The following is a 21,875-nucleotide window of genomic DNA, read 5'->3' as shown; positions in this document are numbered from 1 at the left end:
GAGCCGCACCGGCGCGAGCTGCTGTTCGTCGTCGAGCGGCTCGCCGCGACCCGCAGCCGCAACGCCGACCTCGCGTACGTCGCGTCGTCCGAGCTCGAGGCGGACCTGCTGGTCGTGCAGCGCTCGCTCGTCGACGCCGGTGCCACGCGTCAGGCGTACGGCGACCTGCAGCGTCTGCTGTGGCAGGTGCAGTCGTTCGGCTTCCACCTGGCCGAGCTCGAGCTGCGGCAGCACTCGCAGGTGCACGCCGCCGCGCTCGCCGACATCGCCGCGCACGGCATCGACGGCGAGCTCGAGCCCCGCACGGTCGAGGTGCTGGACACGTTCCGGACCGTCGGCACGATCCAGAAGCGGTTCGGGCCGGATGCCGCACGTCGCTACATCGTGTCGTTCACGCAGGCCCCGGAGCACCTGGCCGCGGTCTACGAGCTCGCCGAGCTCGCGTACGGCGGGGCCGAGAACGTCCCCGTGATCGACGCGGTCCCGCTGTTCGAGACCTTCGCGGACCTCGAGGCGAGCGTCGACATCCTGCAGGCGGCCCTGGCGTTCCCGCAGGTGCAGAAGCGTCTGGCGGAGAACGGCCGACGCGTCGAGGTCATGCTCGGCTACTCGGACTCGTCCAAGGACGTCGGCCCGCTGTCCGCGACGCTCGCGCTCGACGAGGCCCAGCGCCGCATCACGCAGTGGGCGCGCGACAACGACATCGTCCTGACCCTGTTCCACGGTCGCGGCGGCGCGCTCGGGCGTGGCGGCGGCCCCGCCAACCGCGCGCTGCTCGCACAGCCCCCGGGCTCGGTCGACGGCCGGTTCAAGCTCACCGAGCAGGGCGAGGTCATCTTCGCGCGCTACGGCGACCCGAACATCGCGGCCCGGCACATCGAGCAGGTCGTCGCGGCGACGCTGCTCGCGGGTGCGCCGAGCGTCGAGGAGCACAACGCGCAGGCGGCGGAGCGGTTCCGACCGCTCGCGGCACGCCTCGACGAGGCCTCGCGGACGCACTTCCACCAGCTCGTGCGCGCCGACGGGTTCCCGCAGTGGTTCGCCGAGGTCACGCCGCTCGAGGAGGTCGGCATGCTGCCGATCGGCTCGCGTCCGGCGCGTCGCGGCCTGTCGGTGTCCAGCCTCGACGACCTGCGGGCGATCCCGTGGGTGTTCTCCTGGTCGCAGGCGCGGATCAACCTCGCCGGCTGGTACGGCCTGGGCACCGCGCTCGAGTCGGTCGACGACCTCGCCGAGCTGCGCTCCGCGTACCAGGACTGGCCGCTGTTCGCGACGATCATCGACAACGTCGAGATGTCGCTCGCCAAGACGGACGAGCGGATCGCCGCGCGCTACCTCGCGCTGGGCGACCGGGACGACCTGGCGCAGCTCGTCCTTGACGAGATGGCGCGCACGCGTCGCTGGGTGCTGGCGATCACGGACTCGGACGCGATCCTGTCGCGCCGCCGGATCCTCGGCCGCGCCGTCCAGCTCCGCAGCCCGTACGTCGACGCGCTCTCGCTGCTGCAGCTGCGCGCGCTGCGCGGCCTGCGCACCGGCGACGCTCCCGAGCGGGACGACGACCTGCGTCGCCTGCTCCTGCTGACCGTCAACGGCGTGGCCGCAGGCGTCCAGAACACCGGCTGACACCGGCACCGCACGCACGACGACGGGGCTCCCCGGCCAGGCCGGTGAGGGCCCCGTCGTCGTCCGGCGCGGCTCTGCGCAGTGGAGCTGGGTGCGCTACGGGCGCGGCGTCAGCGGGGCAGCGACACGACCGCGGGCAGCGGCGTGCCCGCCGCCACGGCGTCGAGCACCAGACGCTCGTGCGGGACCACGTCGGGCAGGTCCGCGAGGGTGAACCAGCCCATCTGCGCGCTCTTGTCCGGCTCCTGGAGCGTGGGCTCGCCCTGCCACCGCTGCGCGAGGAAGAACACGTCGACGCGCTGCTCGACGGGTGGCCCGGAGCGCTCGAAGCGGTGCAGCACCGTCAGCGGCACCAGGTCGTCGGCGGCCAGACGCACGCCGGCCTCCTCGTGCGCCTCGCGCACGGCGGCCTCGTGCACGGACTCGCCCGGGTCGACGTGCCCGGCGAGCAGTCCCCACCAGCCGTCCATGTACCCCGTGCCGTGGCGGAGCTGCAGCAGCACCTCGTCGCCACGGCGCAGCACCACGTACGCGGCGGCGACGAGCAGCGTGCGGTGCCCCAGGTGGTCGTCGGGTCGGTAGCTCTCGGGCGTCGTGTCGCTCACCCCTGGAGTCTGCCGTGGCTGAAGGGTTCCCGACGACGTGCCCGTCAGCCGAGCGTGGACCACGTCAGGAGCCACCCCGCCCGTGACGTGGCGGCGACGACGAGCGCGCACACGCCGAGCGTGACGAGCACGAGGACGGCGTCCGCCGGGCCGAGTCGCACCGGGCGGTGCACGGTGCGCGGTCCGGAGCCGAGCCCGCGCAGCTGGAGCGTCGTGGCGAGCCGCTCGCCCTGGCGCAGCGCGCCGACGAGCAGCGCGAACGCGGCGCGTCCGAGCGAGGCCGGGTCGCGGGGGAGCGGTGCGCCGCGTCGGCGGGTCGGGTCGCGCACCGCCTGGGCGCGACGGATCGTCGTCCAGGCGTCGGGCAGACCCTCGAGCACGCGGTAGCCCGCGAGGATCGCGTACGTCACGCGCGCCGGCAGCCGGGCGTGCTGGTGCAGGCTCGTCATGAGGCGGGGACCGTCGGTGGTCGTCGTGAAGACCACGGCGAGCGCACCGACGACGAGCGTGCGCACGGCGAGCGACGCGCCGACGACGAGCCCCGTGCGCGTCACCTCGAGCCCCGCGACCTGCGCGACCACCTCGCCCTCGCGCGTCACGGCGTTGACGGCGAGCAGCGAGCACGCGAACGGGGCGAACGCCGCGCACGTCGTCACGAGCGTGCGCATCGGGAGGCGACCGGCGGCCACCGCCGCCGGCACGAGCGCGAGCCCGACCAGCGACGGTGTCGCGATGTCGACGGGCACGAGCAGCACGGACGAGACCGCGAGGAGCACCAGGAGCTTGACGGTCGGGTTGCGCCGGTGCAGCACGGAGTCGTGCTCGAGCGCACGGCCGAACCGCGGCGCGGCGGGGGAGTGCGCGCTCATGACGGCTGACCCGCCCGGGCGCCCGGGGCGACCAGCCCGGCGGCGTGCAGGGGGCCGTCGTGCGCGGGCGAGAGAAGGTCCGCCGCGGGCCCCTGGGCGAGGACCCGTCCGTGACCGAGCACGACGAGGTCGTCGACCAGGTCGGCGACGAGCGTCAGGTCGTGCGTGACGACGACGACCCCGTGCCCCTCGTCGGCGAGGGACCGCAGCAGGGCTGCGAGGGCCGCCCCGGTGCGTCCGTCCTGGCCGAACGTCGGCTCGTCGGCCAGCAGGACGTCGTGGCCGCACACCGCGGCGGCCGCGACCGACAGGCGCCGTTGCTGTCCGCCGGACAGGCGGAACGGGTCGGCGTCCGCGAGGGGCGTGAGGTGCACCGACGCCAGCGCCTCGCGGGCGACCCGCTCGGCGTCGGGCACCTTCGCGCGGCGCGGACCCCAGGCGACCTCGTCGGACGCGGTGCGCGCGAGGAACTGCTGCTCGGGCTGCTGGAACACGAGCCCGACGCTCCCGCCGTCCACGGTGCCCTCGTGCGGCAGGAGCCCGGCGAGCGCGAGCAGCAGCGTGCTCTTGCCCGACCCGTTGAGCCCGACGACCGCCGTGACCCGCCCCGGCCGGACGTCGAGGTCGACCCCGGTGAGCACGTCGCGCCCGCCCCGGCGCACGCCGAGCCCGCGGACGCGCAGCACGGAGCCGGTCGCGGCCGGACGCGGCGTCCGTCGCAGGGTCGGTGGTGCGCCAGGCAGGCGGACGCCCAACGCGCTCAGGAGCCCTGCCTGGTCGTGCAGCACCTCGCGCGTGGGGCCGTCCGCGACGAGCCGGCCGTCCTCGTCGAGCACGCCGGTGCGGCCGGGCAGGTCGAGGTGCTCGTCGAGCCGATGCTCGACGAGCACCTGGGCGCCGCCCGCGGGCGCGAGCAGCCGCCCCACGGTGCGGGCGGCGGCCGGGTCGAGCAGCGCGGTCGGCTCGTCGAGCAGCAGCAGCCCGGGGTCCGCGACGAGCGTCGCGGCCAGCGCGACGCGCTGCCCCTCCCCGCCGGAGAGCTCGGCGGTGCGCCGGTGCCGCAGGTGCGCGGCGCCCACGCGCGCGAGCGCCCGCTCGACGGCAGGGGAGATGCGCTCCGGCGGCCACGCGCGGTTCTCGAGCGGGAACGCGACCTCCTCCTCGACGGTCGGCAGGCACAGCTGGTCGGCCGGGTTCTGCGTCAGGGTCCCCACGTGACGCGCGAGCGCGGCCGGCTCGGTGGTCGTCGCGTCGTGCCCGGCGACGAGCGCCTGACCGGTCACGTCGGCATCGACGAGCTGCGGCACCACGCCGGCGAGCAGCCGCAGCAGCGTGCTCTTGCCCGAGCCCGACGGCCCGAGCAGGAGCAGCCGCTCGCCGGCGTCGACGTGCAGCGTGAGGTCCCGCACCACGGGCGCTCGGCCCGGGTACGCGACGCTCAGGTGGGTCGTGTCGATCACGCGACCGTGACCTCGTCGTGCGGCTGCGGCGCGGGACGTGCGGCCGCCCGACGAGCGCGCCCGAGCGCGGTGTTGTCGAGCACGCCGGTGCGTGCGAGCGCGTCGCCCAGCACGCGCGCGAGCAGCCCGCACAGCAGGACGCTCGAGACGAGGGTCAGCCCGACGCGCCACGCGAACCAGTCCTGCTGGAGCCAGCCGAACCGGATCGCGCCCATGAGCACCGAGGCGCACGCCGCGCTCACGCCGGACGCGACGAACACGCCCCAGCCGTACCGCCGGTAGCGCGTGAGCGCGAAGGGCAGCTCGGCCCCGGCACCCTGGACGAAGCCGACGAGCAAGAGCATCGGGCCCACGGGTGAGGCGAGGAAGACGACCTCGACGAACGCCGCGAGGATCTCGACGACGATCCCCACGAGCGGCTTGCGCACGATGTACGTGGCCAGCGGTGCCGCGACCATCCACCCGCCCGCGAGCACGTGCTGCGCGAGGTCGCCGAACGGCCCCATCGCGAGCTGCAGCGCACCCCACGCCTGCACGAGCGCCCAGTAGAGGAACCCCAGGACGGTCGCCAGGACTGCGAGCAGCACCAGGTCCCCGAGCGACAGACCGCGGCGGCCGGTCGTCGGCCCGTCCGGCGCGCTCATCGGGCGTCCCAGGACGGCGAGCCGAGCGAGATCGTCGCGTGCGTGACGACGTGCCGCACGCTGCGACCGGCGCCGAGCCAGCCCGCGACGACCGTCGAGAGCACGTCGGCGAGGTCACCGTCCAGGCGCGTGACGAAGTGCTCGGACGTGACGTCGACGCGCTCGCGGGCCGCGTCGATCGCGGCGGTGATCGCGGCCATGTGGTCACCCGTCCGGCCGGGACCGCCGTCGTCGAGCGGGTACAGCGCCCAGTGGGCGGCCGCGCGCACGCCCGAGGCGGGCAGCGTCGGGACGTCGCCGGAGAACAGCAGCGAGTCGTCGGCGAGGGAGCAGTCGACCTCGCCCGGGCACCCGCGTGAGAGGTGGACGTGCGCGACGAGGTGCCCGCCCGCGCCGACCGCGGCGAGCAGGACGTCGAACAGGTACCGCACGACGGCGTCCTCGGTGCCGCGCACGAACGTCGAGACGTCGTCGGTCGTGACCTCGACGTCCCGCACCCGGGCGCCCGCCAGGGCCCCGACGATCACGTCGACGAAGTCGTCGCGGTGCGGGTGCAGCGAGAGCCGGGCGCCGACGCCGAGCTCGGCCGGCGACGGTCGTGCGGGCTGGTCGCTCGCGCGCGGGGCGACGGCGGCGCCCGCGAGGGTGGTGCCGAGAGTGCCTGGTGTGCTTCCGGGGGTGCTGGCGAGGGTCTGCGGTGGGAGGGTCACGGGGTGCTCCTTCGAGGTACCGGTAGCCCCCGGGCAGCCGGCGTCCCCGCAGTGACACCGACGCCCGGGCCGTCGTCACCTCGGGCAGGGTGCCCGGAGCGACGACGTGACGGTGCGCCGGCGGCTGCCGGCGACGCACGCCCTGCTCCCTACGCTGGTGCGAACCAGGTCAGGTTCCACGGGTCTGCGGGTGGGACGTGGTGTCCGGCCGCACTCTCAGCGCTCCTGCGCTCCCCGGGGGCTTGTGTCCCGACGAACCTAGCCCCGTCCGTCCGTGGGCCGGTACAGGCGTCTCGAACGGCGGACGCGGGCCGCCGCGCCCGCGTCGTGACCGAACCGAGATCGCGATGTTACTCGGCGGTAAGACGTGTGTAACCCGGGTCACATCTGTGTGCTAGACATCCTTTCATCACGTTCTCGGTCGGACTCCAGCCCGGCCCCCACGGAAGAGGTGACGGATGACCTCCGTACGCACCCGTCGTCGCCTTGTCGCGACGGCCGCAGGTCTCACGGTCGGGGCGCTCGCGCTCACGGCATGCGCGAGCAAGGACGACACGTCCGACGGTGCGTCGGACGGCGGCGGCGGCGGTGGTGGGTCGCTGACGATCGGGACGACCGACAAGGTCACGACGCTCGACCCCGCGGGCTCGTACGACAACGGCTCGTTCGCGGTCATGAACCAGGTCTTCCCGTTCCTGCTGAACACGCCGTACGGCAGCCCGGACGTCGAGCCCGACATCGCCGAGTCGGCCGAGTTCACCGCGCCGACCGAGTACACGGTCAAGCTCAAGCCGGGCCTGAAGTGGGCCAACGGTCACGACCTCACGTCGTCGGACGTGAAGTTCACGTTCGACCGGCAGGTCGCGATCGCCGACGAGAACGGCCCGTCGTCGCTGCTGTACAACCTCGACAGCGTCGAGGCGGTCGACCCGACGACCGTCGTGTTCCACCTCAAGTCCGAGAACGACCAGGTCTTCCCGCAGATCCTGTCGAGCCCCGCCGGCCCGATCGTCGACGAGGAGGTGTTCGCCGCCGACGCGCTGACGCCGGACGCGGACATCGTCGCGGGCAACGCGTTCGCCGGGCAGTACGCGATCACCGGCTACGACTTCAACAACCTCGTCTCGTACGAGGCGTACGAGGGCTACCAGGGGATCCTGGGCGCGGCGAAGACCGCCGAGGTCAACGTGAAGTACTACGCCGACGCGTCGAACCTCAAGCTCGACATCCAGCAGGGCAACATCGACGTCGCGTTCCGTAGCCTCAACGCGACCGACATCGGCGACCTGCGCAAGGACGACAAGGTCCAGGTCATCGACGGTCCCGGTGGAGAGATCCGCTACATCACCTTCAACTTCGACACCCAGCCGTTCGGTGCCAAGACCGGGGAGGCCGACCCGGCCAAGGCGCTCGCGGTCCGCCAGGCCGTCGCCGACCTCATCGACCGCGACGCGATCTCCGAGCAGGTCTACAAGGGCACCTACACGCCCCTGTACTCCTACGTCCCGGCAGGTCTGACGGGTGCGACCGAGTCGCTCAAGGGCCTCTACGGCGACGGGTCGGGCGGTCCTGACGCCGCCAAGGCCAAGGCCGCGCTCGACGCCGCCGGGGTCGCCACGCCGGTCGCGCTGAGCCTGCAGTACTCGAACGACCACTACGGCCCGTCGTCGTCCGACGAGTACGCCATGATCAAGGACCAGCTCGAGGCCGACGGCCTCTTCTCGGTCGACCTGCAGACCACGGAGTGGGTGCAGTACTCGAAGGACCGCTCGTCGGACGTCTACCCGGCCTACCAGCTCGGCTGGTTCCCGGACTACTCCGACGCCGACAACTACCTGACGCCGTTCTTCCTGATCGAGAACTTCCTGGCGAACCACTACGTGAACCAGGAGGTCAACGACCTCATCCTCAAGCAGGCGGTCACGGCCGACGCCGACGAGCGCACCTCGATCATCGAGGAGATCCAGGACAAGGTCGCGGCCGACCTCTCGACCGTCCCGTACCTGCAGGGTGCGCAGGTCGCGGTCGTCGGCAAGGACGTGAAGGGCACGGCCGACACGCTCGACCCGTCGTTCAAGTTCCGGTACGGCGCGCTGTCCAAGTGACTCCTGACGGCCCGTCCCGCCACGCGCGGGGCGGGCCGTCGCCCGTCGGCCCCGCCGACGCCTCACCCAGGGACACCCATGACCACGATCTCGACGGACCCGGCGGCGAGCACCTCGCCAGCGTCGTCCGTGACCACGCCCGGACGACGACGTCCGGGCGGCGGGCTCGGCAGCTACCTGCTGGTCCGCTTCCTGCTCATCTTCCCGACGATCCTCATCCTCGTCACGACGGTGTTCGTGATGATGCGGTCGACGGGCGACCCGATCACCGCGGCGCTCGGCGGGCGGCTCACGTCCGAGCAGCTCGCGGAGCGGATCCACGAGGCCGGCTACGACCGCCCGATCATCGAGCAGTACCTCGACTACCTCGGCGGGATCCTGCGCGGTGACTTCGGGACGACCATCTCCGACAACCGACCCGTCACCGAGGTCCTGCTGACGTACGGCACCGCGACCCTCGAGCTCGCGATGTACGCGCTGCTCGTCGCGTTCGCGGTCGGCATCCCGCTGGGCCGGATCGCGGCGGCGCGCCGCGACCGCGGCGTCGACGCGACGCTGCGCGTGTCGGCCGTCGTCGCGTACGCGACACCCGTCTTCTTCGCCGGCATGCTGCTCAAGCTCGTGTTCTCGGTCTGGCTGGGCTGGCTGCCGGTCGCGGGCCGCGCGTCCACCGGCGCCGAGATCCAGATGCAACGCAACGGCGCGGGCACCGGGATCTACCTGATCGACGCGATCAGCACCGGCGACGGCGAGGTCGTCCGTGACGTGCTGGAGCACGCGGTGCTGCCTGCGATCGCGCTCGGGCTGCTCACGGCCGGGGTGTTCCTGCGGCTCGTGCGCACCAACGTGATCGGCTCGCTCGCGACCGGCTACGTCGAGGCGGCGCGCTCGCGCGGCGTGCCCGAACGGCGCCTGCTGCGCAAGCACGCGTGGCGGCCGGCCCTCGTCCCGATCATCACGGTGATCGGCCTGCAGATCGCGATGCTGCTCGCGGGTGCGGTTCTCACCGAGACCACGTTCGAGTGGAAGGGCCTCGGGTTCCAGCTCGTGCAGTACCTGCTCGCGCGCGACTACGTGGCCGTGCAGGGCATGGTCGCGATGCTCGCCGTGATCGTCGCGCTGACCAACTTCGTCGTCGACGTGATCGCGGCGCTCGTCGACCCGCGGGTGAGGTTCTGACATGGCGAACGACCCGATCCTGACCACCGGGGTGCCCGAGCACGCGCCGCGCTGGAAGCGTCTGCCCGTCGTGCACCAGCTGCGCACGAGCGTCGGCCTGCAGCGCGGGATGCTCGTCGCGGGCCTCGTGCTCACGGCCGTGTTCCTGCTCACCGCCCTGCTCGCCCCGGTGCTCGCGCCGTACGGCTGGGCGCAGCTGCGCGCCGACGGGGAGCTGTTCGGGGCGCACGTCGCGCCGAACGGCGACCATCTGCTCGGCACGACCGTGGCCGGCTACGACGTGCTGTCGCGCGTGATCTGGGGTGCGCGCACCGCGCTGTACACGATCGTCATCGGCGTGATCCTGTCGATCGTGCTCGGCGTGACGCTCGGACTGGTCTCCGGCTACTTCGGTGGCTGGCTCGACCGCGTGCTGGTCGTGGTCGCCGACGCGATCTATGCGTTCCCGTCCCTGCTGCTCGCGATCCTCGCGGCCATCGTCATCAGCGGCGGGCAGTCCTCGATGTGGGGCGGCGTGATGGCCACGGCCGTCTCGATCACCGTGGTGTTCATCCCGCAGTACTTCCGCGTGGTCCGGGCCGAGGTGGTGCGCGTCAAGGGCGAGGCGTTCGTCGAGTCCGCTCGCGTCGTCGGCGCCGGGCACCTGCGGATCATGACGCGTCACGTGCTGCGCAACGCGATCCGCACGCTGCCGCTCATCATCACGCTCAACGCGTGCGAGGCGGTGCTCACGCTCGCCGGGCTGGGGTTCCTGGGCTTCGGCATCGAGCCGACCGCCGCGGGGGACTGGGGCTACGACCTGCACAAGGCGCTCGCGGACGTGACGAGCGGCATCTGGTGGACCGCGATCCCGCCGGGCCTGGCGATCGTGCTCACGGCGCTCGGCGTGACGCTCGTCGGCGAGTCTCTCAACGACCTCGCCGACCCACGTCTGCGCACACGCCGGCGCGCCGCGCTCGTCGCGGGCGAGGTCGGCACGACGAGCGTCGTCCCGGGTGGGGTGCTCGCGGCCGGGCCCGAGGGCGTCGAGGGGATGGACGCCCTGGAGGGGCCACCGCCCGAGCTCCTGCCGGAGACCGAACCCGTCGCGCGAGGCGAGGAGGACCGATGAGCGCGCCCGTCGTCGAGATCCGTGACCTGAGGGTCACGTTCGACACCGACGCCGGGGCGGTCCCGGCGGTCAAGGGCGTGAGCCTGCAGGTCGCGCCCGGCGAGGTGCTCGCGATCGTGGGCGAGTCGGGCTCGGGCAAGACCGTCACGGCACGCTCGATCCTCGGGTTGCTGCCCGAGACCGCGCGCACGAGCGGCGCGGTGCTGCTGTCCGGCCGGGACGACTCCGACACGCAGGACGTCACCACGGTGTCGCCGTCCGCGTTGCGCCGCCTGCGCGGTCGGGACGCCGCGATGGTGTTCCAGGAGCCGTCGTCCGTGCTCAACCCGGTGTTCCCGGTGGGGTGGCAGATCGCGGAAGGGCTGCGCGCGCACGCCCGGCTGACGCGTGAGCAGGCCCGGGAGCAGGCCGTCGACGTGCTGCGACGCGTCGGCATCCCTGACCCGGAGCACCGCGTCGACCACTACCCGCACCAGTTCTCGGGCGGGCAGAAGCAGCGCATCGTCATCGCGCAGGCGCTCGTGCTCAACCCGGGCCTGGTGATCGCCGACGAGCCGACGACCGCACTCGACGTGACCGTGCAGGCCGAGATCCTCGACCTGCTGCGGATCCTGCCTCACGAGTTCGGCGCCGCGATCGTGCTCATCACGCACAACATGGGCGTGGTGGCGGACCTCGCGGACCGCGTCGCGGTCATGTACGACGGCGAGATCGTCGAGCAGGCGGACGTGCGGACGCTGTTCTCCTCGCCGCAGCACCCGTACACGCGGCGGTTGCTGGACGCGGTCCCGCGCGTGGGCGGGGCGAGGCTGCGCGAGCGCACCGAGCCGTCCCTCACGTCGCGTCCCGTCGAGCCGCAGGCCGGTCCGGTCGTGCGGGCCCGCGCGCTCGAGGTCACGTACCCGGGGCGCCTGCGCAAGCCGGGGTTCACCGCGGTCGACGGAGTGGACCTGGCGATCGCGCCGGGCGAGGTGCTCGGCCTGGTCGGCGAGTCCGGCAGCGGCAAGACGACGATCGGCCGCGCGATCGCGGGCCTGACGCACGTGACCGGCGGCTCGCTCGAGGTGCTGGGGCTCGAGATGAACGGCGTGCGCGAGCGGCGGTTCCGCCCGTTGCGCAAGCGCATCGGGTTCGTCTTCCAGGACCCGGCGACGAGCTTCAACCCGCTCCTGACGATCGCGCAGTGCGTGGCCGAGCCGCTCGTCGTGCACGGTGTGGCGCCGTCCCCGCAGGACGCGCGGCCGCGCGTCGACGAGCTGCTCGAGGCGGTCCAGCTGCCGCGCTCGTACGGCGACCGGTTCCCGCACGAGCTGTCCGGCGGCCAGCGGCAGCGGGCGTCGCTGGCCCGCGCGCTCGCGCTCGACCCCGAGCTGCTGATCGCGGACGAGCCGACCTCGGCGCTCGACGTCTCGGTGCAGGCGCGCGTGCTGGACCTGTTCGCGCGGCTGCAGGTCGAGCTCGGGTTCGCGTGCCTGTTCATCAGCCACGACCTCGCGGTGGTGGACATGCTCGCGGACCGCATCGCGGTGCTGCACCGCGGCGTGCTCGTCGAGGAGGGGACGGGTGACGAGGTGCTCGGCGCGCCGCGGCACCCCTACACGCAGCGGCTGCTCGCGTCGCTGCCGGTCCCGGACCCGGTCGAGCAGGCGGTCCGCCGGCAGCGGTGGAACGAGCTGCGCGAGGCGTGACGCGCGCGCGGCGAGGGGGCGACACCGGACGGATCGCGTGACCACCCCCTCGTCGTCGCTGCGACCTGCCGAGGTCGGGACGGTCAGGCGACCGACGCCTCCAGGCCGACGACCTCGCGGAGCACCGCGGTGTCGTCGGCGTCCCACCCGTCGGGCGGTGCGACGGCGGACCAGCCGTCGGCGTACTCGGTGTGGTAGTTGTGCCCGTGCCCGGGCGGGGCGCTCCCGGCGACGAACAGGTCGATCGTCGTCTGCCAGAACGTGATGATCGGCACCCAACGGGTCGACGGCAGGACGTCCGAGCCGCGCGGCTCGCTCAGCCAGTCGGGCTTGTTGAGGATCAGGTGCGGCGACCACCAGGTCACGCCGTCCGAGGCGTGCTGGTCGTAGACGACGCGCGGCCGCTCCCACGCGTCGCCGAGCGCCCACAGCTGACGGTCCGCGCCGTCGGCGGGCCGGTTCGACCACCGCACGGTCCGGCCGCCGTCGAGCACCGGCGTGATCTCGGGCGAGCCCGGGTCACGGTCCGCGGTGAGCTCGCCCCACAGCGGCGTGAAGCCGGGCGTGCCGACCCACAGCGCGCCGTCCGTGCGGGCGACGACGTCCTGCACGGACGAGAACGCGCCCTGGCTGCCGTACGACCCGAGCGAGATGCCGGCCACGTAGAGCAGCGGCCGGTCGTCCCCGGGGAGCTGCGACCAGCGCTCGTACACGGCCTCGAACAGGGCCTTGCCGGCCGCGGGCGGCGTCGAGCGGTCGCCGACGAAGCTCACCCACGACGGCAGGTAGGAGTACTGCATCGACGCGATCGCGGTGTCGCCGCCCCACAGCAGCTCGAGGGAGTCGGACATCGACGGGTCGATCCAGCCCGTGCCGGTGGCGGTGACCACCGCGAGCACCGAGCGCTCCCACGCGTGCGTGCGGTCCAGCTCGGCGACGACGAGCCGGGCGACGTCGTCGAGCGTCTCGCCCGCGGACAGCCCCGCGTAGACCCGGATGGGGTCCTGCAGCGGCTCGGTGCGTCCCGTGCGGGTGGCGACCTCCTCGAACTGCGCGGCCGGGCGGCGGCCGGCGACGAACGTGCGCCCCTGCAGCCCGAGCTCGTCCCACGCGGCGAGCGACTGCGGCGACCCGCTGCGCAGCGGGTCGTCCGGCTGCTCGACGCCCTGCGCCGTCCCGGTGTCGAGCGCCGAGTACACGTTGTTGAGCGCCGCGAGGCCGCCGCGCACCACCGTGCCGTCGAGCACCACGACCGTGAGCCACGCGACCAGGGCGACCGCCACCAGACGCGTGACGGGCACCGGCACCCACCGGCCCAGGAGGCGCCCCACGAGCCTGCCGACCCAGCGCGTGACGCGCCGCAGCCCGCGCCCGACCTGCAGCAGCAGCACCGCCAGGACGACGGCGAGCCCCAGGACGACGAACGGGTGCGACGAGTCCGCGGGCGGCTCGCCGAACAGCGCGCGCAGCTCGTCCTGCCACGCGCGGTTCCACCACAGCGCCGCGGGGACGGCGACGACGGTCGCGACGAGCAGCACCCGCCGGAACCAGCGGCTCGCGACGCGCGACCACGGCACCCCGGCGCGACGCACCACCCACGCGAGCAGCACGCCGAGCCCGTAGCCGATCACCGCGCAGATACCCGCGACCGCGCCCTGGTAGAAGGCGGCGCGGGGGATCAGCGCAGGACCGAGCGAGATCGCGAAGAACACCAGCGCCCCGGCCAGACCGGGGCCCGACAGTCGGCGTGGCCAGCGTGCGCACGCGTCGAGGACGCGACGCCCGAGCGCGGGGCGGTGGGGCGTGGCAGCGGGTTGCGGCACCGTCATGGCGTCCTCCGAGGTCGCGTCGCGGCGCGGCAACCGTCGCGCTCGCCCGTCGCGACCCTAGCGTGGGGGCGTGAGCGACACCGGTTATGGGGACTTCGAGTTCGAGCGGCGGTTCTGGGTGCGAGACCTGCCGGTCGACCTGCTCGACGAGTCGCCGGCGATCATCGTGCAGTCGTACTACCTGGCCGACGAGGGCTACGCGCTGCGCGTACGGGTCCAGACCCCCGGCGCACCCGCCCTCGACCCGACGCTGACCCCGCTGGAGGCCCTCGAGGAGTACGAGGGCCGGTTCGACTTCTGCGCGGTCACCGTCAAGGGGCCCATGAACTCCGGCACGCGCTACGAGGCCGAGCGTGAGCTCGACGTCGCGGTCGGGCTGCAGCTCGTGCGGCGCGGCGGCCAGCGCGTCGCGAAGTCCCGGCACTCGGTGTGGCTGGGCGACGACGGCTGGGTGGTCGACGTGTTCGCGGGCAGCAACGCCCCGCTCGTCGTCGCTGAGGTCGAGCGCGGGGGACCGGTCACCGACCTCGTCGTCCCGTCGTTCTGCGTCACCGAGGTGACCGACGACCCGCGGTTCGCCAACGACGCGCTCGCGCGCACGCCCTACGGCGCGTGGGCGCAGGCGTACGAGGCGGAGCTCGCGAGGACGGGCCCGCACTTCCTGGCCGGGCTCGGGCGCACGCGCCGAGCGGGCGAGGAGTAGCCCGCCGCGGTCAGGACGGCCGCGGCGCCCCGTGACCGGCGGGCACCTCCTCGCCCCGCGCCACCGGGCCGGGCGGGGTGCCGTCGCCGAACGGGCGCCCGCCGAGCTCGGCGCGGCCGTGCGGCGTCCACCAGCCCGACAGGTCCGGACCGACCGGGACGATGCCGCTCGGGTTCAGGTCGCGGTGCACGAGGTAGTAGTGCGCCTTGATGTGCGTGAAGTCCACCGTGTCGCCGAAGCCGGGCGTCTGGAACAGGTCCCGCGCGTAGGCCCAGAGCACGGGCATCTGGGCGAGCGTGCTGCGGTTCGTCTTGAAGTGCCCGTGGTAGACCGCGTCGAAGCGGACGAGGGTCGTGAACAGGCGGACGTCGGCCTCGGTGATCGCGTCGCCGACGAGGTAGCGGCGCGTGGCGAGCCGGTCGCTCAGCCAGTCCAGCCGGTCGAACAGCCGGCCGAACGCGGTCTCGTAGGCCTCCTGCGTCCCCGCGAACCCGCACCGGTACACGCCGTTGTTGACGTCGCGGTAGACGAGGTCGGCGACCTCGTCGATCTCCTCGCGCAGGTGCTCCGGATACAGGTCGGGGGCGCCCGGGCGGTGGTGGGCGGTCCACTGCGTCGACAGGTCGAGCGTGAGCTGCGCGAAGTCGTTGGTGACGACCGCGCCCGTCGGGACGTCGACGATCGCAGGCACCGTGATCCCGCGCGGGTAGTCGGGGAACCGCGCGAGGTACGCGTCGCGGATCCGGGGGATGCCCAGCACCGGGTCGACGCCGCCGGGGTCGAGGTCGAACGTCCACGAGCGCTCGTCGTGCGTCGGGCCGCACACGCCCATCGACAGGACCGGCTCGAGGACCAGCAGGCGGCGCACGATGATCGCGCGGTTCGCCCACGGGCACGCGCGCGCGACGACGAGGCGGTAGCGCCCCGGCTCGACCGGGTACCCGTCGCGGCCGTCGGCCGTGATCCTGGTCTCGATGTACCGGGTGTCGCGGCGGTACTCGGTGCCGGGCTGGGAGTACACGCCGGGGCGGTCGTGGGCGTCGGCGGCGGTCGGGCTCATCGCCCGATCATGCCTGGTCGCCAGGGCCGGCACACCTCTGAGCCGCGCCACGTAGAGTGACGCGACCTGTCACCGGCCGGAGGGGGCGACGTGCGGCGAGGACGTGCTGCGCTGGGGATCGTCACGACCGCACTGGTCATGGTGCTCGTCGGGGCGCTGCTGGTGTTCGCCGGGCAGCAGGACGCCCCACCCGCGGCGCACCGGACCGCGACGGCGAGCAGGACCGCCACCCCGAGCCCCGTCCCGACGCCCGCACCCGTCGCGACGCTGCACGCACCCGACGCCGTCGCGACCGTGCTCCCGGCCGGTGACGCGCTGAGCGCCGCGCTCGAGGCGTCGGCGGCGGTGTTCGCGTCGGCGCCCGTGGCGGTCGTCGCCCCCGCCGACGACGAGGCCGCGGTGCTCACCGGCGCGTCGGCGGCGGTCGCCGTCGGCGCCCCGATGCTGCTGACGTCGACCGCGAAGGCCAACCGGGCCGTGCGGGCCGAGCTCGCGCGGCTCGACCCGCGGGCCGTCCTCGTCGTCGGCGCCGCTCCGTCGACGGTCGCGCCCTCGGGAGCCACCCTCGTGCCGGTGACCGCAGGTGCGGGACCCGACGAGCTCGAGGCCGCGACGGGGGTGCGGTTCGGGCCGGCGCTCGAGGCCGACGACGTCCCGGGTGCGGTGGCGGGCCTCGGGGCCCGACCCGTCCCGGCGCTCGTCGTCCCCGGCGCGCTCCCGACGCCCGATGCCGCGACGCCGGCACCGCCCACCGCATCTGCGCCGTCCACAACTCCGGCGTCCAGCGCATCTGCGCCTTCCGCCACATCGCCGGGGTCCGCGCCGCCCGGCTCGTCGACCGGTCCGTCCGCCGGGCCTCTCGCATCGTCGGCCGCCGCGGTGCGGCTCCCCGAGACGCGACGACCCGCGCAGGTCGACGGCCTGGTCGCGCTCACGGGCGTCGGCGCGGACACCCCCGCGGCGCTCGCGACGCTCCGCGCGGCGCGGGTGCCGCTCGTCCCCGTGCCCGGCGGAGACCCGCGCGCCTCCACGGCGAGCGTCGAGGCGGTCGCGCAGGCCGCGCCGACGCGCGTGGTCGCGCTCGGGGCGGCGTTCGGGCCCCCGGAGCGGCTCGCGACGCGCGTGGCGACCGCCGCGACCGGCGTCGTGGCACCGGGCGGGGGCCAGCTCGTGTTCCCGGACGTGCCCGGCGTGCCGCACAAGCGCTACGTCGCGCTGTACGGCACGCCCGGCTCGCGTGCGCTCGGCGTGCTCGGCGAGCAGGACGTGCCCGCGACCGTGGAGCGCGCGGAGCGGATCGCGCGCCTCTACCGGCCGTACACGGACGCGACGGTCGTCCCGGCCGTCGAGCTCATCGCGACCATCGCGTCCGCCGGAGCCGAGGACGACGGCAGCTACTCGCGCCGGCGCACCGTCGCCGAGCTGCGCCCGCTCGTGGACGCCGCGCACGACGCGGGCCTGGCCGTCGTCCTCGACCTGCAGCCCGGCCGCGACGACTTCCTGACGCAGGCCGAGGAGTACACCGAGCTCCTCGAGCTGCCGAACGTCGGGCTCGCGCTCGACCCCGAGTGGCGGCTCGAGCCCGACCAGGTGCACCTCGAGCAGATCGGGTCCGTGGGCATCGCCGAGGTCAACGCGGTCGGTGACTGGCTCGCCGAGCTGACCGCGTCACGGCACCTGCCGCAGAAGATGTTCGTGCTGCACCAGTTCTCGCTGAAGATGATCCGCGACCGGGACCAGCTCGACACCTCGCACGACGAGCTCGCCACCGTGATCCACGTGGACGGCCAGGGCACGCAGCCCGCGAAGCGCGGGACGTGGAACACCCTGCGCGCGGGGGCGCCCCAGGTGCACTGGGGCTGGAAGAACTTCGTCGACGAGGACGTGCCCACCCTCACGCCCGAGCAGACCTCTCAGGTCGACCCGGTGCCGGACCTCGTCACCTACCAGTGAACCGCGCACGGCCACCGGGCGCCCGCGACCGGCCGCCGGGTGGTGTCGCGGTCGCGACGCGGAGCTGCCGGGCCGGGCGATGACCGGCGAAGCGCCGACGCGCGTCTAGGCTCGACGGGATGACCGACCGGACGGACGAGACGCGCACCGACCGCGCGCGCTGGCTCGTCCGCGTGGCGCTCGCGCTCGTCGCGTTGCTGCTCTCCCTCGTGGCCGGCGTGACGACCGCCCGTGCGGAGGCCGGATTCGGGCCGCACCTCGCGCACTACGCGGTGACGACCGACGACCTCGTCGTCGTGGACCTCGGCCCGCTCGGGACGCTCGAGGTCGACTCGCCGCTGCCGTTCACGCTCGGCATGAGGGTCACCGTCCAGGAGATCCCCGCGTCGTTGACCGAGGTGGACGACGCCACGACGCTCCAGGCGCTCTCGGGGGACCTGCAGCGCTACGTGCAGTTCTTCTCGGCGCCGCAGGCGACCGTCACCGACGTCACCCACGCGCTGGTCCGGGACGCGCTGCGCCGGGCGACGGCGACGTTCGTCGCGATCGTCGCGCTGTGGTGGCTCGGGCGCCTCGCCCTGGGTGCGCCGCGGCGCACCGAGCTCGCGTCGACCTGGGGCGCGCACCGGGTCCGGATCGCCGCCGGAACCGCGATCGTCGTGCTGGTCGCCGCGGTCGCGACGTCGAGCGTCGGTCCGGCCGGCCGGGTCGAGCAGTCACAACCCGTCTCGCGCGTGTTCGACGGCACGGCGCTCGAGGGTGCGCGCGTCACGGGGCGGCTCGGCGGCGTCATCGACACCTACGGCGCCAAGGTGCTTGCGGCGTACCGCACCAACCAGGAGTTCTACGCGCGTGCGGACGCCGCGCTCGCGGAGTCGTGGGACGAGCGCGCGCAGATCGAGGAGCTCTCGGCGCGCGCACGCGACGCCGACGGCGACGAGCTGTCGCCCCTGCCCGACGCGACCGGCGCACCCACCGGTGCTCCGACGGGCGAGGCGACGGGTGGGCCGACGGGTGCGGCCACCGGAGAGGCGACCGGTGAGGCCGACGGTGAGGGCGACGGTGGGGCCGACGGTGAGGGCGACGGTGGGGAGACCGGGGCGGGGGCCGACGAGGAGCCGTTTGCCACCCCGACGCCGTCACCCACGCCCACGACGCCCGAGGAAGACCTCGTCGTCCTCGTCGTCGTCTCGGACCTGCACTGCAACGTGGGCATGGCACCGCTCATCACGACGCTCGTCGAGCGGTCGGGCGCCTCGATCGTGCTCGACGCTGGCGACACGACCGTCAACGGCACCGCGGTCGAGCAGTACTGCACGTCGACGTTCGCCTCGGCCGTGCCCGACGGGGTCCAGCTCGTCGTGTCACCCGGCAACCACGACTCCGCGGCGTCGGCCGACGCGTACGCCGGTGCGGGGGCGCGGGTGCTCGGCGGCAAGGTCGTCGAGGTCGACGGGCTTCGCATCCTCGGCGACTCCGACCCCAACGAGACGCGCGCGGGCACGGGCACGGCCTCGCTCGGGGAGAGCGCCGTGGACGCGGGCGTGCGCCTCGGCCGGACCGCGTGCGACGAGGGCGGCGTCGACCTGCTGCTCATCCACACACCGGCCGTCGGTGAGTCCGCGCTCGCGAGCGGGTGCGTCCCGGCGCAGGTCTCCGGCCACCTGCACCGCCGCACGGACCCGCGGCAGGTGGGCCTCGGCATCCGCTACATCAGCTCGAGCACGGCGGGCGCGACCCTCGGCGAGGCGACGGTCGGGCCGCTCAACGGGACGGCCGAGATGACGGTGCTGCGCTGGGACCCGGCCACGCGCCTGCTCGTGGACTACCAGGTGGTGCTGGTCAGCCCGGACGCGCGGGTCTCGGTCCAGCCGCGGCGCGCGTGGCCCGCGATCGTCCTGCCCGACCAGGGCTGGGCGGGTCCGTTCGGCGGCATGCTGCCGTCGTGACGCACGCGGGCTCGGGCGGGCCGCCGGTTCACCCGTGCCAGCGACGAGCGACGGGCTTACCGTGGAGCGGTGGCACAGCGGCACGGGGAGCGGCCGCGACGGTCGAGGGTGACCGCCGCGCTCATGAGCGCGCTGCTCGGGCTCGTCGCGCTGGTCGGGACACTGGTGCTGACCGCGCCCGCCCAGGCCGCGGCCGACACGGATCACCTGGTGGCGGGCGAGAGGCTCGGTGCGCGCGAGTCGCTGGTGTCTCCCGGTGGCTCGGCCGTGCTCGTCGTGCAGAGCTCGGGACGGGTGTCGCTGTACGGGCCGGACGGCGACGTGGTGTGGACGGTCGACGGGCGCGTGCGGGGTGCCACGCTCGGGCTCGACGCCCAGGGACGGCTGCGTCTGGTGGCCCCCGACGGACGCGAGCTGTGGACGCCGGACGCCGACGAGGGCGTGCAGGTCCTCGGCGCGCGCCTCGAGGTGCGGGACGACGGCGACCTCGTGCTCCTCGACGCGGCGGGCGCCACGGTCTGGGCCACGGGGACGGCGCAGCGCGCGAGCGCGCTGACCGCGGGCGGGTCGGTCGTGCCCGGACAGCCGCTCACGTCGCCCGACGGACGGCACGTGCTCGTCGTGCGGCGCACGGGCAACGTGGTGCTCCTCGGCCCGGACTCGCTGCCGCGGTGGGCGGCGGGCACCGACGGCCAGGGGGCCGCGCTGACGCTCGACGAGGCGGGCGTGCTCGTCGTGCGCGACGACGACGGTGCCGTGGTGTGGCGCACGCACCGCGCACCTGTGCCGGGCTCGACGCTCGTCCTGCAGGACGACGGCGACCTGGTGCTCCTCGCGCCCGACGGGTCGGCCCTCTGGAGCTCGGGCACGGGGCTGGGAGCCGCGAGTCTCGCCGTCGACGACGCGCTGGTCACCGGCGGCCACCTCGACGGCCCCGACGGGCACCTGCGCCTGACGCTCACGCAGGACGAGCTCGCGCTGCGGTACGACGAGACGGTCGTCTGGCAGGCGCCGGCCGTGCCCGGTCCAGGGGCGAGCGTGCGCGTGCGCAGCGACGGACGCCTCGTGCTCGTCGGGGGCGACGGCCGGGCGCTGTGGGGCACGCCCGCCCCGGACGGCGCGGCCGTGCCCGGGACGACGCTGCGGCTCGACTCCGCGGGCGCCCTGCTCACCGCAGGTAACGGCCAGGAGCTGTGGCGAATGGACGTGCCGCAGGACGTGCTCGTGAGCGTCGAGCAGCCCGTGGACTGCACGCTCGTCACCGCGCCTGTCCCGCTCGCGAGCACCGTCCTGACCAGCCACAGCGTGCGGGTGCACGCGTGCCTGGCGGACGCGGTCGACGGTCTGATCACGCAGGCGCGCGCCGCGGGCATCGAGCTCGGGGCCTCCGGCTGGCGCAGTCGCGAGCAGCAGCAGGCCGCGCGCGAACGCAACTGCCGCACGACCAGCAGCGGAGCGGTGGTCTGCCACCCGCCGACCGCGGTGCCGGGGCACTCGCGCCACGAGTGGGGGCTCGCGCTGGACCTGACCGACCACGGTCGCCTGATCCGGACCGGGACGCCCGCGTGGGAGTGGCTCGTCGAGCACGCGGGTGACTACGGCCTGCGCAACCTGCCGGGTGAGCCGTGGCACTGGAGCGTGGACGGGTCCTGACCGCACGCCGGGCGCTGGCCTAGCCTGGTCGTCGTGCCCGACCCCACGAGCGAACCCACGCCCGCGCTGACCCCTGTCGCGCAGGACTACCTCAAGGTGGTGTGGTCCGCGACCGAGTGGGCCGAGCGTCCGGTGACGACGAAGCTGCTCGCGTCGCGGCTCGGCGTGGGTGCCTCGACGGTGTCCGAGACCGTGCGACGGCTCGCCGACCAGGGCCTGCTCACGCACGAGCCGTACGGCGCGGTCGGGCTGACCGACGACGGTCGTCGGCACGCGCTCGCCGTGGTGCGCCGGCACCGGCTGGTCGAGACGTTCCTCGTCGAGGTGCTCGGCTACGGCTGGGACGAGGTGCACGACGAGGCGGAGGTGCTCGAGCACGCGGTCAGCGACGTGTTCGTCGATCGGATCGCCGAGCACCTCGGGCATCCCGTGCGCGACCCGCACGGCGACCCGATCCCCGGCCCCGACGGACGTGTCGACGCGCCCGACGCGACGATGCTGTGGGACGCGGGGCCCGGCGGCTGCACGGTCGCGCGCATCAGCGACGCCGACCCGGACCTGCTGCGCTACCTCGACGAGGTGGGCATCGGGCTCGACACGGTCGTGACGGTCGGGGCGCGCCGCGACGCGGTCGGCACCGTGGCGGTCGCCGTCGCCGGCCGCCAGGTGGACCTCGGCCAGGTCGCGGCGCACGCGATCTGGGTCGTCCCCGAGCTGACGACCGACTGAGC

Annotated in this window: 17 protein-coding genes and 1 riboswitch; of the genes, 10 read left to right on the top strand and 7 right to left on the bottom strand. The window is 74.3% G+C overall.

Annotated elements, in window-relative coordinates; genetic code table 11:
* On the top strand, positions 1–1,626 hold a 1,626-nt coding region (locus tag CGE01nite_RS05795; protein WP_141369556.1), incomplete at its 5' end, for a phosphoenolpyruvate carboxylase.
* Positions 1,627–1,736: 110 nt separating this feature from the next.
* Here CGE01nite_RS05795 and CGE01nite_RS05790 read toward each other — a convergent pair.
* From CGE01nite_RS05790 to CGE01nite_RS05770, 5 genes are read right to left on the bottom strand one after another with little or no spacing between them, the layout of a single operon-like run.
* Entirely contained in the window at positions 1,737–2,231 is a 495-nt protein-coding gene (locus CGE01nite_RS05790; protein ID WP_218022600.1) for an NUDIX hydrolase, read from the bottom strand.
* A 44-nt stretch (positions 2,232–2,275) separates the two neighbouring features.
* Positions 2,276–3,100, bottom strand: coding sequence for an energy-coupling factor transporter transmembrane component T family protein (locus tag CGE01nite_RS05785; RefSeq protein ID WP_141369554.1), 825 nt, complete (start codon positions 3,098–3,100; stop codon positions 2,276–2,278).
* A complete protein-coding gene (locus CGE01nite_RS05780; protein WP_170210904.1) occupies positions 3,097–4,560 on the bottom strand; it encodes an ABC transporter ATP-binding protein in 1,464 nt (487 codons plus the stop codon). The genes CGE01nite_RS05785 and CGE01nite_RS05780 overlap by 4 nt, the downstream gene beginning before the upstream one ends.
* Positions 4,557–5,204, bottom strand: a complete 648-nt coding sequence (locus tag CGE01nite_RS05775) for an ECF transporter S component (protein WP_048343044.1) — start codon at positions 5,202–5,204, stop codon at positions 4,557–4,559. Before CGE01nite_RS05775 ends, CGE01nite_RS05780 begins: the two co-directional genes overlap by 4 nt.
* A complete protein-coding gene (locus tag CGE01nite_RS05770; RefSeq protein WP_141369550.1) occupies positions 5,201–5,914 on the bottom strand; it encodes a YkoF family thiamine/hydroxymethylpyrimidine-binding protein in 714 nt (237 codons plus the stop codon). Before CGE01nite_RS05770 ends, CGE01nite_RS05775 begins: the two co-directional genes overlap by 4 nt.
* A gap of 127 nt (positions 5,915–6,041) precedes the next feature.
* Positions 6,042–6,161: riboswitch (TPP riboswitch) on the bottom strand.
* 211 nt (positions 6,162–6,372) lie between these two features.
* On the opposite strand from CGE01nite_RS05770, the gene CGE01nite_RS05765 reads away from it, so the two are divergent.
* The 4 genes from CGE01nite_RS05765 to CGE01nite_RS05750 all read left to right on the top strand — a co-directional run bounded on the left by CGE01nite_RS05765 (position 6,373) and on the right by CGE01nite_RS05750 (position 11,997).
* Positions 6,373–8,019 carry an ABC transporter substrate-binding protein gene (locus CGE01nite_RS05765; RefSeq protein WP_141369548.1) on the top strand — a complete coding sequence of 549 codons (1,647 nt, stop codon included), beginning with the start codon at positions 6,373–6,375 and terminating at the stop codon, positions 8,017–8,019.
* A gap of 78 nt (positions 8,020–8,097) precedes the next feature.
* A complete protein-coding gene (locus CGE01nite_RS05760; protein WP_048343046.1) occupies positions 8,098–9,198 on the top strand; it encodes an ABC transporter permease in 1,101 nt (366 codons plus the stop codon).
* A 1-nt stretch (position 9,199) separates the two neighbouring features.
* Positions 9,200–10,309, top strand: a complete 1,110-nt coding sequence (locus CGE01nite_RS05755) for an ABC transporter permease (protein WP_048343047.1) — start codon at positions 9,200–9,202, stop codon at positions 10,307–10,309.
* Positions 10,306–11,997, top strand: coding sequence for an ABC transporter ATP-binding protein (locus CGE01nite_RS05750; protein ID WP_141369546.1), 1,692 nt, complete (start codon positions 10,306–10,308; stop codon positions 11,995–11,997). The genes CGE01nite_RS05755 and CGE01nite_RS05750 overlap by 4 nt, the downstream gene beginning before the upstream one ends.
* An 83-nt stretch (positions 11,998–12,080) precedes the next feature.
* On the opposite strand, the gene CGE01nite_RS05745 is transcribed toward CGE01nite_RS05750, so the two are convergent.
* The gene (locus CGE01nite_RS05745; protein ID WP_141369544.1) at positions 12,081–13,826 is read right to left on the bottom strand and encodes an alpha/beta hydrolase; all 1,746 of its coding nucleotides are present in this window, start codon (positions 13,824–13,826) and stop codon (positions 12,081–12,083) included.
* Positions 13,827–13,896: 70 nt separating this feature from the next.
* Between CGE01nite_RS05745 and CGE01nite_RS05740 the strand changes: the two genes are divergently transcribed.
* A complete protein-coding gene (locus CGE01nite_RS05740; RefSeq protein ID WP_048343049.1) occupies positions 13,897–14,529 on the top strand; it encodes a CYTH domain-containing protein in 633 nt (210 codons plus the stop codon).
* A gap of 10 nt (positions 14,530–14,539) precedes the next feature.
* On the opposite strand, the gene CGE01nite_RS05735 is transcribed toward CGE01nite_RS05740, so the two are convergent.
* Positions 14,540–15,589, bottom strand: a complete 1,050-nt coding sequence (locus CGE01nite_RS05735; RefSeq protein WP_141369542.1) for a glutathione S-transferase family protein — start codon at positions 15,587–15,589, stop codon at positions 14,540–14,542.
* Positions 15,590–15,679: 90 nt separating this feature from the next.
* On the opposite strand from CGE01nite_RS05735, the gene CGE01nite_RS05730 reads away from it, so the two are divergent.
* From CGE01nite_RS05730 to CGE01nite_RS05715, 4 genes are all read left to right on the top strand, one after another.
* Positions 15,680–17,542: a hypothetical protein gene (locus CGE01nite_RS05730; RefSeq protein ID WP_229747404.1), complete on the top strand. Its 1,863-nt coding sequence runs from the start codon at positions 15,680–15,682 to the stop codon at positions 17,540–17,542.
* Positions 17,543–17,661: 119 nt separating this feature from the next.
* Entirely contained in the window at positions 17,662–19,491 is a 1,830-nt protein-coding gene (locus CGE01nite_RS05725) for a metallophosphoesterase (protein WP_141369540.1), read from the top strand.
* A 108-nt stretch (positions 19,492–19,599) separates the two neighbouring features.
* Positions 19,600–21,144 carry a D-alanyl-D-alanine carboxypeptidase family protein gene (locus tag CGE01nite_RS05720; protein WP_141369538.1) on the top strand — a complete coding sequence of 515 codons (1,545 nt, stop codon included), beginning with the start codon at positions 19,600–19,602 and terminating at the stop codon, positions 21,142–21,144.
* Between the two features lie 33 nt (positions 21,145–21,177).
* A complete protein-coding gene (locus CGE01nite_RS05715; protein ID WP_141369536.1) occupies positions 21,178–21,873 on the top strand; it encodes a metal-dependent transcriptional regulator in 696 nt (231 codons plus the stop codon).
* Positions 21,874–21,875: the final 2 nt, after the last annotated feature.

The organism is Cellulomonas gelida (genome assembly GCF_006538725.1).
Classification (GTDB): domain Bacteria; phylum Actinomycetota; class Actinomycetes; order Actinomycetales; family Cellulomonadaceae; genus Cellulomonas; species Cellulomonas gelida.
Note: the sequence above shows the minus strand (reverse complement) of the source record. Positions and strands in the feature narration are given on the sequence as shown.

Coding starts and splice junctions, on each gene's coding strand:
- CGE01nite_RS05775 (WP_048343044.1), bottom strand. CDS start 5,204: ATGAGCGCGCCGGACGGGCCGACGACCGGCCGCCGCGGTCTGTCGCTC.
- CGE01nite_RS05760 (WP_048343046.1), top strand. CDS start 8,098: ATGACCACGATCTCGACGGACCCGGCGGCGAGCACCTCGCCAGCGTCG.
- CGE01nite_RS05785 (WP_141369554.1), bottom strand. CDS start 3,100: ATGAGCGCGCACTCCCCCGCCGCGCCGCGGTTCGGCCGTGCGCTCGAG.
- CGE01nite_RS05735 (WP_141369542.1), bottom strand. CDS start 15,589: ATGAGCCCGACCGCCGCCGACGCCCACGACCGCCCCGGCGTGTACTCC.
- CGE01nite_RS05725 (WP_141369540.1), top strand. CDS start 17,662: ATGACCGACCGGACGGACGAGACGCGCACCGACCGCGCGCGCTGGCTC.
- CGE01nite_RS05765 (WP_141369548.1), top strand. CDS start 6,373: ATGACCTCCGTACGCACCCGTCGTCGCCTTGTCGCGACGGCCGCAGGT.
- CGE01nite_RS05750 (WP_141369546.1), top strand. CDS start 10,306: ATGAGCGCGCCCGTCGTCGAGATCCGTGACCTGAGGGTCACGTTCGAC.
- CGE01nite_RS05745 (WP_141369544.1), bottom strand. CDS start 13,826: ATGACGGTGCCGCAACCCGCTGCCACGCCCCACCGCCCCGCGCTCGGG.
- CGE01nite_RS05755 (WP_048343047.1), top strand. CDS start 9,200: ATGGCGAACGACCCGATCCTGACCACCGGGGTGCCCGAGCACGCGCCG.